The following is an 11863-nucleotide window of genomic DNA, read 5'->3' as shown; positions in this document are numbered from 1 at the left end:
AACCACGCCACCAATCCATAATCATGGGTGCTAGTTCAAGTCCTAAGCGATAGCATAAGACGAGCACGACGATGGCTATAACGATTTCGCCTAATGTTCTACTCATAAGAGCCTCCTGTGAGCACAAATACTCACAGCATGAAATACGCAGCTGCTAAAACTTGGTTACATTAATGAGCTAATTTGCTTTTGTGCCAACCAAAACTTTGTAGCGTTGATCGCCTGCTAGCTCATGCACATTACTCAAAACAGTTTCTAGCAATGGTTCATAGCGCAAAAAGCGATTGGCAACAATCACCAATTGGCCATTGGGAGCCAACACTTGGGCAGCCTGCTTTAAGAGATTTTCGGCCAGTTGTGGGCTTTGAACTCGACCAACATGAAATGGTGGATTCGATACAACCAGATCAAATTGCTCACCATTAACGGCCTGAATGCCATCAGATGCGAGTACTCGGCCTGTTAATTGGTTGGTTTGTAAATTTCGCTTGGTGGCTTCAATTGCTACCATGGTACTATCGATGTAGGTTAAAGCAAGGGTGGCTTCGCGCTGTTGCAAAAACATGCCCAAAATCCCAGCACCACAACCAAGATCAAGCACACGCTGGTTGGGTTGAATTGGCACTGCATCCAATAACATGGCGCTGGCTGGATCAAGCTGACCTTGAGCAAATACGCCAGCGGTTGCTTCGATAGTTAATGCATAGTCGCCATGATTGAGCTGATGCTGGGTTGTTTGGCTTGGCCGAGCTTGCCAATGCAAAGGCCGAAACGCCATCACCACATGATGGCCTTTTTTATAAAGGGTTTTGACGCTTGGCCCGACAATCTGTTCGAGCAGCGTGGTTGCTCCGCTTAATCCAGCTTGTTTACCACCGCCAATCGCCACAATCCCGCCAGCATTGGTGTGTTGCGCCGCCAAATTAATCAGTTCTGCGCCACGCTGGTTATCGCTCCACCACAGAATATTAATTAACACCAGATCAAACAGCTTGCTGGGCGTTAAATCGGTGGTGCTAAAAAATTGGGCTGTCAACTTGGCTTGGGCAAAGCTTTGGCGAGCAGCGGCCAAGGCCACAATCGAATCATCAGCAAAACTGACCTGTGCACCCGCCCGCGCCAATGCCAAGCCAATCCGGCCAGTGCCTGCGCCGATCACCAACGCTTGCTGGCCTGGCGTAACCACGCTGGCTCCCCATTCAGCCAATAAAGTTGCGCCCCAATCGTCACGTTCGGTATCAAAGGGTACTGGCAACAACCATGCATTCATACGCATTACATCCTTAAAATAGTACAGCGCTAGCCCACCTGCTTTTGGTAGAATAGCTGCATCATTTTAATCGCGATTGGCTGGTTGCGCTATTGATCGTTTTGAGGAAGGATAGCATGACATTTTCGATTGTGGGCTACGACCCGACGACTGGTGATTTGGGTGTGGCGGTGGCCTCTAAATTTTTGGCAGTTGGCTCGGTGGTTTCGTGGGCGCAAGCGGGTGCAGGCGCGATTGCGACCCAATCGTATGCCAATCTCAGCTTTGGCCCCGATGGCTTGGCCTTACTGGCTCAAGGAACTTCAGCTCAGGCCACGCTTGAGCAATTATTGGCTGCTGACGCAGGCCGTGAGCAACGCCAAGTTGGGGTGGTCGATGCCCAAGGTAACGCGGCCACTTGGACGGGCAACGCTTGCCATAGCTGGGCGGGTGGCCGGACTGGTGCTGGTTATGCGGCCCAAGGCAACATTTTAACTGGAGCCGATGTAGTTGAAGCAATGGCAATGACCTTCGAGCAAACCCAGGGCGAGTTGGCTGAGCGTTTGCTGGCAGCCTTGCTGGCTGGCGATTTGGCGGGTGGAGATCAGCGTGGGCGACAATCGGCGGCGCTGTATGTGGCGCGGAAGGGCGGGGCATATGGCGGCGTACTCGATCGCTATATCGATCTGCGGGTTGATGATCATCAAAATCCTGTGCCCGAACTCCAACGTTTGCTAGAATTGCATCGCTTTTATCTCACACCGCCCAAGCCCGAAGATTTGCTGCCGATTGATCAGTCGATTGCGCTCGAAATTCAGACAATTTTGCAGCAAGTTGGCTATTATCAGGGTGAATGTTCTGGCAATTATGATGCAGCCACTCATGCTGCTTTGCAAGCTTATGGTGGAGTCGAAAACCTCGAAGAACGCTTGATCAGCGAAACCCACATCGATCAACAGGTCTTGAATTATTTACGCCAGCACGTTGTGCGTTGATTGAATAAACGCTTGGGGCCAAAATTGGTAAAAAAAAGCGCCAAATTGGCCCTAAAAACAGCCTTGAACTAGTTGACTCAGGCTCAGGTGTGTGCGATAATGGCGCGTGCGGTGTCTGGAAGGGCCAGACAGTAGGGACATGCGTTGGGATCGTGAACATTGACGGGATTCATCCTCTGCCTCAAAAGCGTAAACACATTCCCTCACTATTTGGAATCCTCCAATTGGCAGCCCTGTGATGCGGGCTTATTTTTGTGTAACCGCTTGTGGTAACGAAAGACGACTATGCAACCATATATTCGACCAACCTACCCATTTAGTGCGCTTGTTGGTCAGCCTCGCTTGAAACAAGCACTGGTGCTTAATGCGGTCAATCCCCGAATCGGCGGTGTGCTCATTCGTGGCGAAAAAGGCACTGCCAAATCGACGGCTGTACGGGCATTAGCACATTTGCTGCCATTAATTACGGTGGTAGCCGATTGCCCTTATAGCTGCCCGCCAGATCAGCTTGATCGTATGTGTGGTTCATGTCGTGGTCGTTTGCAAGCTGGCGAAGATTTGCCGTTGCAGCAACGCACAACTCGTTTGGTCGAATTGCCAGTCAGCGCCTCGGAAGATCGTTTGGTTGGCTCGCTTGACCTTGAACATGCGTTGGTTGAAGGCCAACGCCGCTTTGAGCCAGGTTTATTGGCTCAAGTTAATCGTGGCTTGCTGTATGTCGATGAAGTGAATCTTTTGGATGACCACTTGGTTGATATTTTGCTTGATGCTGCGGCCATGGGCATTAACACGGTCGAACGCGAAGGTATTTCAATTTCGCACCCAGCTCGCTTTATTTTGGTTGGCACCATGAACCCTGAAGAAGGCGAACTTCGGCCTCAATTGCTGGATCGCTTTGGCTTGGTGGTTGAAATTGGTGGCTTGAAAAATGTACGCGAACGGGTTGATGTAATTCAACGCCGCATGGAATACGATGCTGATCCTGAGCAATTTGTGCAACGCTGGAGCAGCAACGAGCATCATTTGACTGAAGAAATTGCGGCGGCCAAAAAACTCTTGCCACAGGTGCAGATTTCTGAGCAAGATATGGCGGCGGTGGCAATGCTCTCGCTTGAATTGGGCGTTGATGGTCACCGTGCCGACCTGGCAATTCTCGAAACGGCGCGAACTCATGCCGCCTTAGAGGGTCGCACCACGATTTCGCTCGAAGATATTCGGGTCGCGGCCCAATTGGCCTTGCCTCACCGCATGCGTCGCCAACCGTTTGCCGAAGTGCGGCTCGATGAGCAGCAACTCAGCGATGTGCTGAACAAAGCGGCTCAAGAGCGCCAACGCGGCAACGAAGAGACAGCGGGGCGTGACGAGCTAAAAAAAGCTTAGCCCCGTCGGAGGAAGCGTCCAGCGATAGCGAAGAAGCGGGCGATGAAGAACCACCGACTGGGGCACCGAAAGGCTCACCACCCCAAACCAGTAGCCAAGCAGAAAAAGGCGATGGCAAAGTGTTTAATATTGCCCAAGAATATCGCCCCAAGCGTTTGGAAACCCAAGCCGATTCAATGCGGCGCAAGGCTGGTGGTCGGCGCACTCGCACCCGTACCGAGCGCAAACAAGGTCGCTATATCACCAGCCGCGTGCCACGGGGCGAATTAACCGATGTGGCGTTTGATGCGACGCTACGGGTGGCCGCACCCTTTCAGCGCCAACGCCGCCAGCCGCATATCAAACGGGCTGTGGTGTTACATCGCAGCGATTTACGTGAAAAAGTGCGCGTTCGTCGCACCCGCAATGCTGTTTGTTTTGTGGTTGATGCTAGCTGGTCAATGGCCGCCGAAACGCGGATGCAAGCGACCAAAGCAGCGGTGCTCTCGCTATTACGCGATGCCTATCAACGGCGCGATTTGGTTGGATTGGTGAGCTTCGCCCGCGATCGGGCGACGGTGCTCTTGCCACTAACCAACAGCGTCGAAATGGCTCAGCAACGCTTGCGGACGATGCCAACTGGGGGCAAAACCCCGCTCAGTCGTGGGATGATGGCAGGCTTTGAATTGCTTGCCCGTGCCAAATTGCGCGATCGCGAAATTTTACCCTTGATGGTGTTGTTGACTGATGGTCATGCCAATGTCTCGATGACTGGCCAGCCACCGCAACAAGAAGCCTACCAACTGGCCGAGTTTATCGCCAGCCAACAAATTCCGACTGTGGTGATTGATACTGAATTGCCAAATTTCTATCGTGGCCTCGCCAAAGAGCTAGCTGATCGATTGAATGGCTCGTACTATCAACTGGAAGAACTGAGTGTTGGCCTTGCTGAACTGGTACGCTCACACCAAGAATTATCACGTATTAATATTTAGTGCGTGTAGCTCGACGATACATTTTGGTCTTTACTCTGATGATTGTGAATGCAGCGTTTCCCCACAATCATTGAGCTGAAGCACCATTAGTTGGATTTGATGGCACGATCTTGAGTTGCTATGCCACCCAACATGGCAACAACAAGGTCGCGAAGGCTGCGGTATTGGGTTGGAAACGCATGTGATCTGCTATGGAGGCTGCTCGAATGACGGACGAAGCGCAAAATGTCAGCGCGACTAACGGTGGAGAGGAACAAGAAGAGGGCGTATTGCAAAAGCTGGCCGACAAAGCCCGCGAAGTAGTCGCCGAAGTGAAGGAAGAATTGGCCGAAGTGAAGGAAGAAATTGGCGAAGCATTGGCTGAAGCCCGCGAAAAAGCGAGCGAAGTCTTGGCTGAAGTCAAAGAGCGAGTTGGCTTAGGTAGTGATGAAGAAGCTACCGAAGAAGCTGGCGCAACCTTTGAACCAAGCGGCGACGAAGATGGCACTACGCCACGACGTTTGGCCGACTTGCACGCTGGGATGGAGCTTGATGGTAAGGTCACCAGCACCGCCTTGTACGGTGTGTTTGTTGATATCGGTGTTGGCCGCGATGGCTTGGTTCACATCTCAGAAATGAGCGACCAACGCATCGAATCGCCAACCGATGTTGTGCAAATCGGTGATATTGTCAAAGTTCGCGTCAAGAGTGTTGATCCAGATGCTCGCCGTATCAGCTTGACAATGCGCTCGCCTCGTTCAGAAGGCCGCCGCCGCGCTCCCAAACGCCCTGAAGTCAACAACGACAAATTGGGCGAATTGAAGCCAGGCGATTTGGTTGATGGTACGGTTAACGGCATCGCGCCATTCGGCGTGTTCGTTGACATCGGTGTTGGCAAAGATGGCTTAGTCCACATTTCTGAGCTTTCAGAAAACCGGGTGGAAAAAGCTGAAGATGCTGTCACCGTTGGCCAAAGCTACACCTTCCGCGTGTTGGAAGTTGACACTGGCGCTCAACGCATTAGCTTGAGCTTGCGCCGCGCCAAAGAAGATTTCCAAGAACGGCCAAAAGCCCCACGCCGCCGCGAAGTTAACTTGGATGTGATTGCTCCAGGCACCGTGCTCGATGGCAAAGTCAGCGGGATTGCTCCTTTCGGCGCATTCGTTGACCTTGGCGTTGGCCGCGATGGTTTGGTCCACATCTCAGAGCTTTCCGAAGGTCGGGTTGGTAAAGTTGACGATGTGGTTAAAGTTGGCGATCCAGTCAAAGTTCGCGTGTTGGAAGTCGATCCCGATTCAAAACGGATCAGCTTGACCATGCGGGTTGAAGAAGCTCCAACCACCCCAATCTCAACCAGCGGTTCATCACGCTTGGATCGCGACTGGACAAACCCAGCAAGCCGCGAAGATCGCCCACGCGAAGAACGTCGCGCTGTTGGTGGTGGTAACCCTGGTGGCAACGCTGGTGGTGGCCGCCGCAACGAACGCCGCGAACGCCCAGCCCGCGAACCAGAAATCTATAGCGTTGGTGGAACTGAAGAAGAAGATTTTGGTGGTAATGCAACCCTCGACGACTTGTTGTCGAAGTTTGGTTCAGGCCACGACGATCGCCGCTCAGCTCGCCGCCGCTACGAAAAGCCTGAAGAGCAAGAAGAAGACGGCTTCGAGAACCGCGAATCACGTGCTCGCCGCGATGCAATTCGCCGCACTTTGCGCGATTCACTCGAAGACTAATTCGTTGTCAAGCTTCAAGCAACAGGGATGGGCTTTGGCTCATCCCTGTTGGCGTTTAAGCGTATACTTAGTGCAACCTATCAAGCATTAGCGACGTTTGATAGCTACTGGATTTTATGTTGTGAGGATTGGATGCCATGCGGACGTTTCGCATGATTTGGGCCAGCGCTGCTGGTTGGATGGTTGATTATTTCTTGACCATGCTGATTGTGCCGCTTGGCTATGCTGCGCTTGATATTAGCACTATCAGCGATATTCAATTGAATAATCCGTTGCATATCGTGGTGGCGCTGATCTTGCCCGCCTTGATGACCACGATCGGCGGTGGTGTGGCTGGTCGGCTATCGTTGGAAAACCCTACGCCAGCTGGCGCGTTGGTTGGCGGTTGGGGCTTGCTCATGCTGTTTGATTCGCCGCTGGAGCAAAATAGCTTTACCTTGGCGATGTTGATTACCCAATGTGTGGCAACGCTGGGCGCGGCTTTGGCGGCCAACTATATCGCCAAACGTACCCTGCAAAAAAGCTCATTAGAATAAGGAATATCGCTTATGTCAACAATTGTGGCCTATGTGCCAGATTTAATGTTCGGGGTGCGCGTGCGTGATGTGCTGCAACAACTTGGCTATCAGGCCTTGGTTGCTGATAGTTTAGCTGCCGCCCAACAAGCTTTAGCGCCAGATTTGGCTTTGTTGATTGTTGATTTACGTGGTGAGACCAGCGCAACTAGTGCCTTGGTGCAAGCAGCTAAGGCGCTCGACCCAAGCTTGCCAGTGTTGGCCTTTGGCTCGCATGTTGATGTCGAGCGCCAAAAAGCCGCCCGTGAGGCTGGTTGTGATAAAGTGGTGGCAAATTCCAAATTCAGTAGTGATCTCCCGGGCTTAATTGCTACCCTAGTACGCCAGCCAAGCGCAGGCTAAGTACTAGGATCGTGCATTGCCTAAGATGGCGCTATCCGTTATACTGCATCTGTTTTTATGGCGCACGTTTGCACCCTGAAAAAAGTTTAATTACGCTCGCTTAGAGGTACCTTTGTGGAGGCGACGATGACGAATGCTGTTCGCAACCCCGCTATTATTTTGGTTGAAGACGAACCTGATATCTTGATCATTTTGCATCGGATTATGCGCGATTTGACTGGTGGCTACGATATCGTCACCGTCAATAGTGCCCAAGATGCGCTTGGGGTGCTGACTGAACGCTCATGCCCTTTATTGATCACCGACCATAACATGCCAGGTATGACTGGAACTCAGCTAACCCAAGTGGTCAAGCAAGATTATGTTGACACGAAGGTGATCATTATCACGGCCTATGCAACCCCTGAGGTCGAGCGAACTGCCCGCACTGCTGGCGTTGATTACTTCCTGACCAAGCCCTTCTCGCTTGATCGCTTGGAGCAAATTATCAAGGAAGTGCTAGGCAAAGTATGAGTGTTGGGCTGTGGCAAACTCCTGAGCCAACAGCCCAGCCCAAGCTTGTAGAAACCTTGGTGATTGGTGCGGGCTTGATTGGCTCGTACTTAGCCTTGCAAAGCCAAGCCGACGTTGTGCTCGATGCCCGTCACGTTGCTGGCGGCGCTTCGGGGCGCAACGGTGGCTTGTTATTGACTGGCATTGCCAATTCGTATCAGGCGGCTTGCGCTGAATATGGCCGCGATTTAGCCCAAACCCTGTGGCGCACGACGATTCGTAATCGTGAGTTGATGATCGAATGGGCGACCAAGCTTGGCTCACCTGTACGGCGTTGTGGTTCGTTAATTTTTGCCTATAGCGAGCAAGAACATGCCGAGCTTGCCAATGCAGCAGCCTTGATGCATGAAGATGGTTTTAGCACCGAATGGCACGCCGAAGATCCAACTAAGCGTGGTTTTTGGGGCGCATTGCATAACCCCGATGATGGTGCAATTCAAGCCGCCTTGTTGACTGCGGCACTCTTGCGCGAAAGTGGTGCACAGCTGTATGAAGCTAGCGAGGTCTATGCGCTCGAATCAACTGCCGATGGTGTTTTGGTGCGAGCACGGACTGGCAATTGGCTAGCCCAACGGGTTTTAGTAGCCACCAATGCTTGGACAGGCCTACTATTGCCTGAATTTAGCCAGTTGGTGATTCCAGCCCGCGGCCAGTTGTTGGCAACCGACCCAATCGAGCCAATTTTGAGCCAAGCTTGCTATTGCGATTATGGTTTTACCTATTTTCAGCAAACGCCTACTGGCAATTTGGTGCTGGGTGGTTTTCGCAATCGCGCGGTTGCCGAAGAACAAACTTTTGCCGATTGCACTACACCGTTGATTCAAGATTTGCTTGATGGCTTTTTGCAGCGTCACTTCCCTGAGGCTGCTGCTGCACCGATTGAGCGGCGTTGGGCGGGCACAATGGGCTTTGCACCGGATCATCGGCCCTTGGTTGGGCGCTTACGGCGTGATGATCGAATTGCCTTTGCCGTGGGTTTTAGTGGCCATGGCCTTGGATTAGGCTTGGTTGCCGCTGACGAACTGCTCGCCGAGTTAGCTGGCACTCCTGCTGTTTTGTTTAGCGCTCGGCGTTTTAGCGAAACTGCCCACCTGTTCAGTTGATCAGGCTGACACATCGGTCGCACGACCGTTGAGTGATTGTGCTGCTTGCATTACACTCTGCGTTCGTGCGATTGTTGTTTTAGGAGGATCAGCTTGATGACAACTAAACCTTTAGCCGGAAAAGTGGCCTTGGTAGCTGGAGCAACCCGTGGTTGTGGCCGTGGCATCGCGGTAAGTTTGGGCGAGGCGGGCGCAACTGTCTATTGCACAGGCCGCACTACCCGCAATCAGCGTTCGCCAATCAATCGAGCTGAAACAATTGACGATACTGCGGAAATGGTGACGGCGGCTGGTGGTCAGGGCATTGCCATCCAAGTTGATCATAACGATCCTGCCCAAGTTGAAGCCTTGATTCAACGGATTAACACTGAACAATCTGGCCAGCTTGATATTGTTGTGAATGATATTTGGGGTGGCCAGCATGCACTGGTTTGGGAGCAGAAGTTTTGGCAAGGTGATATTCACACCAATCTAAACCTCTTGCATAATTCAATTGATACCCACTTAATTACCTCGTTTTATGCAGCGCCACTGATGGTTGCCCGTGGTCAAGGCTTGATTATTGAAGTAACTGATGGCGATACGTTGAATTATCGCGGCCATAGCATCTACGATTTGGTCAAAACCAGCGTTATGCGCATTGCAGTTGGTATGCACGAAGATTTGAAGGAGCATGGCGTAACGGCCTTAGCCGTAACTCCAGGCTTTTTACGCTCCGAGGAAATGCTTGATTATTTTGGGGTCAGCGAGGAAAACTGGCGTGATGCCATCGCCAAAGATCCTCACTATAGCGAATCCGAAACGCCCTATTACTTGGGTCGGGCGATCGTAGCCTTGGCAAGCGACCCTAATGTTGCCCAAAAAGCTGGCAAAACCTGGGCTTCTTGGACCTTGATGGAAGAATATGGTTTCTACGATGTCGATGGTCGCCAGCCCAACTGGGGCGCGTATTATGCCAAAGTCCTAGAACAAGCATAAAATCAAAAGGCAGAAGTCAAAAGGCAAAAAGCTCGTAGAGCAACAGAGGTGGAATTTAACCACGAAGAACACGAAGAGCACGAAGGTGCTAGGATTCAGGGATTAGGGATCAGTTTAAAGCACCCTGTTTCAAACTCCTTATCCCTCGACCCTGAATCCTCACACCCTAGTCAACCATCTAAATTGGTTGAAACTATTTCGATAGCTTATTTTGATTTTTGCCTTTTGACTTTTGATTTGATTCTTACTCGACTGCCGCATTCAAAAGCACATAATGGATATGATCTTCCCACGTGCCATTGATTTTGAGGTATTTACGGGCGAGGCCTTCGTGCTCAAACCCAAGTTTCTCCACCACCCCAATTGAGCGTTGGTTGCGCGGCATAATGTTGGCTTCGATGCGGTGCAGGCGTAAATCCACAAAGGCATACTCCACAACGGCTTGCAAGGCTTCGCTGATATAGCCACGCTTGGCATAGACGTTATGAACTTCGTAGCCAAGATGGCACGACCAAAACGCTCCACGCACAATATTGCGCAAGGCTACCATGCCAACCAATTCAGTTTGATCAATTTCGGTCAGCCATACAGCAAGGCCTTGCTCACGATCACGGCCAATCCGATCGCTACGTAGGCGTTCACGTTGGCCTTCAAGCGTCAGAAAATTGGCATCCATTGTCGGCGACCAAGGTTGGCGAAATTCGGCATTAGCCTGATAGAACTCCAATACACGTTGAACATCGTATTCTTCGAGCACATGCAATTGCAGCCGTGCGGTTTGACGTAAAAGCATCGCCATTCTCCTGAAATCTAAAATGTAGGTGCAATGAGCCTTGAGCAGGCTAAAATCTTGCAGAGCACAAAATTCCCCCTCTCCACGCTTGCAGGAGAGGGGGTGAGGGGGTGAGGAAATTATTTACGCGTTGTGCTTAAAGTGGGTTGGTCAAAACAATAATCACAGCGGTTGCGGCAACCGTCGCCAATGAAACTGGCAACAAGCGCTTCCAACCAAAATCCATCAACTTGTCGTAGCGAATCCGTGGTAAGCTGGCGCGAACCCAGATCGATAAGAACAAGAAGAAGAAGATTTTGGCGGCAATCACCAAGAAGCCAACCAATGCGCCCCAGTTGCCCGTAATATCTTCGAGGTAGGGCAAACGCCAACCACCGAGGAACATCGTCGCTGCAAAGCCGCTCATGGCGATCAATTTCATATATTCGGCCATGAAGAACAATGCAAACTTCATCGAGCTATACTCGGTGGCATAGCCACCAACCAACTCTTGTTCAGCTTCAACCAAGTCGAAGGGGGCGCGGGTCACTTCAGCGGTGGCCGCAATCAAGAACAAGAAGAAGGCGATAAAGCCAGTTGGCGTAAAGACAAACCACTTGGGAATAAAGCCCAGCCATGTGCCAGCCTGCGCGTTGACCATCTGAACTAAATCGAGCGAGCCAAGTCCGTCGGCTGAGCGCGAGGCCGTCAACATCACCGGAACCAGCACTGAAAGCCCAAAGGCCAATTCATAGCTAATCATCTGGGCGGCTGAACGTACTCCGCCAAGCATTGAATACTTGTTATTCGAGGCCCAACCAGCGAGGGTAATCCCATACACCCCGATTGAGGTTACCGCCAAGAAATACAGCAAGCCAATATTCAAGCTAGCGAACGCTAAAGGAATCCGTTCGCCAAAAACTACCAAATCAGGGCCAAGCGGAATCACTGCGAAGATCACAATTGCTGGAATCGTGGCCAAAATTGGGGCAATAATAAAGACCCATTTATCGGCCAGCGACGGCATAATATCTTCTTTGAACATTAGTTTGACAGCATCGGCCAATGGTTGCAAGTAGCCATTGGGGCCAGCCTGGTTAGGGCCGACCCGATGTTGCAACTTGGCTAAGACTTTACGTTCCATCAAGGTGAGATAGGCAAAGCTGGTTAGGGCAGCAAATGCTAGTACCACCGCGTGGATAATCATCACCCATACTGAGCGATCTTGCAT

Annotated in this window: 12 protein-coding genes; 9 read left to right on the top strand and 3 right to left on the bottom strand. The window is 51.5% G+C overall.

The annotated features are described in order from the left end of the window. Positions 1 to 178: 178 nt before the first annotated feature. Complete coding sequence (locus tag ABEB26_RS08505; protein WP_345721541.1) at positions 179 to 1270, bottom strand: methyltransferase; 1092 nt, start codon at positions 1268 to 1270, stop codon at positions 179 to 181. Positions 1271 to 1386: 116 nt separating this feature from the next. Between ABEB26_RS08505 and ABEB26_RS08500 the strand changes: the two genes are divergently transcribed. From ABEB26_RS08500 to ABEB26_RS08460, 9 genes are all read left to right on the top strand, one after another. Next, positions 1387 to 2244 (top strand): DUF1028 domain-containing protein, encoded by an 858-nt coding sequence (locus ABEB26_RS08500; protein ID WP_345721540.1) that lies wholly within the window; start codon positions 1387 to 1389, stop codon positions 2242 to 2244. Positions 2245 to 2529: 285 nt separating this feature from the next. Next, entirely contained in the window at positions 2530 to 3624 is a 1095-nt protein-coding gene (locus ABEB26_RS08495) for a magnesium chelatase ATPase subunit I (protein WP_345721539.1), read from the top strand. A gap of 119 nt (positions 3625 to 3743) precedes the next feature. Beyond that, on the top strand, positions 3744 to 4598 hold the full coding sequence (locus ABEB26_RS08490) for a vWA domain-containing protein (RefSeq protein ID WP_345721538.1): 855 nt from the start codon (positions 3744 to 3746) through the stop codon (positions 4596 to 4598). Between the two features lie 206 nt (positions 4599 to 4804). Next, positions 4805 to 6310 carry a S1 RNA-binding domain-containing protein gene (locus ABEB26_RS08485; protein WP_345721537.1) on the top strand — a complete coding sequence of 502 codons (1506 nt, stop codon included), beginning with the start codon at positions 4805 to 4807 and terminating at the stop codon, positions 6308 to 6310. Positions 6311 to 6447: 137 nt separating this feature from the next. Then, positions 6448 to 6846: a hypothetical protein gene (locus tag ABEB26_RS08480; protein ID WP_012190630.1), complete on the top strand. Its 399-nt coding sequence runs from the start codon at positions 6448 to 6450 to the stop codon at positions 6844 to 6846. A gap of 12 nt (positions 6847 to 6858) precedes the next feature. Beyond that, positions 6859 to 7227, top strand: coding sequence for a response regulator (locus tag ABEB26_RS08475; RefSeq protein ID WP_345721536.1), 369 nt, complete (start codon positions 6859 to 6861; stop codon positions 7225 to 7227). A 126-nt stretch (positions 7228 to 7353) separates the two neighbouring features. Next, positions 7354 to 7740: a response regulator gene (locus ABEB26_RS08470; RefSeq protein WP_012190628.1), complete on the top strand. Its 387-nt coding sequence runs from the start codon at positions 7354 to 7356 to the stop codon at positions 7738 to 7740. Continuing rightward, positions 7737 to 8882 (top strand): NAD(P)/FAD-dependent oxidoreductase, encoded by a 1146-nt coding sequence (locus ABEB26_RS08465; RefSeq protein WP_345721535.1) that lies wholly within the window; start codon positions 7737 to 7739, stop codon positions 8880 to 8882. Before ABEB26_RS08470 ends, ABEB26_RS08465 begins: the two co-directional genes overlap by 4 nt. 96 nt (positions 8883 to 8978) lie before the next feature. Further along, positions 8979 to 9860, top strand: a complete 882-nt coding sequence (locus tag ABEB26_RS08460) for an SDR family oxidoreductase (RefSeq protein ID WP_345721534.1) — start codon at positions 8979 to 8981, stop codon at positions 9858 to 9860. Between the two features lie 244 nt (positions 9861 to 10104). Here the strand turns inward: ABEB26_RS08460 and ABEB26_RS08455 are convergent, their stop codons facing one another. Both ABEB26_RS08455 and nuoH read right to left on the bottom strand, forming a co-directional pair. Next, positions 10105 to 10653, bottom strand: a complete 549-nt coding sequence (locus ABEB26_RS08455; protein ID WP_345721533.1) for a GNAT family N-acetyltransferase — start codon at positions 10651 to 10653, stop codon at positions 10105 to 10107. A gap of 136 nt (positions 10654 to 10789) precedes the next feature. Next, positions 10790 to 11863: an NADH-quinone oxidoreductase subunit NuoH gene (nuoH, locus tag ABEB26_RS08450; protein WP_345721532.1), complete on the bottom strand. Its 1074-nt coding sequence runs from the start codon at positions 11861 to 11863 to the stop codon at positions 10790 to 10792.

The organism is Herpetosiphon gulosus (assembly GCF_039545135.1).
In the GTDB taxonomy this organism is placed as follows: Bacteria; Chloroflexota; Chloroflexia; order Chloroflexales; family Herpetosiphonaceae; genus Herpetosiphon; species Herpetosiphon gulosus.
Note: the sequence above shows the minus strand (reverse complement) of the source record. Positions and strands in the feature narration are given on the sequence as shown.

Excerpts from the sequence above, each read along its gene's own strand:
- ABEB26_RS08495 (WP_345721539.1), top strand. The coding sequence starts at position 2,530 with ATGCAACCATATATTCGACCAACCTACCCATTTAGTGCGCTTGTTGGT.
- ABEB26_RS08470 (WP_012190628.1), top strand. The coding sequence starts at position 7,354 with ATGACGAATGCTGTTCGCAACCCCGCTATTATTTTGGTTGAAGACGAA.
- ABEB26_RS08460 (WP_345721534.1), top strand. The coding sequence starts at position 8,979 with ATGACAACTAAACCTTTAGCCGGAAAAGTGGCCTTGGTAGCTGGAGCA.
- nuoH (WP_345721532.1), bottom strand. The coding sequence starts at position 11,863 with ATGCAAGATCGCTCAGTATGGGTGATGATTATCCACGCGGTGGTACTA.
- ABEB26_RS08500 (WP_345721540.1), top strand. The coding sequence starts at position 1,387 with ATGACATTTTCGATTGTGGGCTACGACCCGACGACTGGTGATTTGGGT.
- ABEB26_RS08485 (WP_345721537.1), top strand. The coding sequence starts at position 4,805 with ATGACGGACGAAGCGCAAAATGTCAGCGCGACTAACGGTGGAGAGGAA.
- ABEB26_RS08505 (WP_345721541.1), bottom strand. The coding sequence starts at position 1,270 with ATGAATGCATGGTTGTTGCCAGTACCCTTTGATACCGAACGTGACGAT.
- ABEB26_RS08455 (WP_345721533.1), bottom strand. The coding sequence starts at position 10,653 with ATGCTTTTACGTCAAACCGCACGGCTGCAATTGCATGTGCTCGAAGAA.
- ABEB26_RS08465 (WP_345721535.1), top strand. The coding sequence starts at position 7,737 with ATGAGTGTTGGGCTGTGGCAAACTCCTGAGCCAACAGCCCAGCCCAAG.
- ABEB26_RS08475 (WP_345721536.1), top strand. The coding sequence starts at position 6,859 with ATGTCAACAATTGTGGCCTATGTGCCAGATTTAATGTTCGGGGTGCGC.
- ABEB26_RS08480 (WP_012190630.1), top strand. The coding sequence starts at position 6,448 with ATGCGGACGTTTCGCATGATTTGGGCCAGCGCTGCTGGTTGGATGGTT.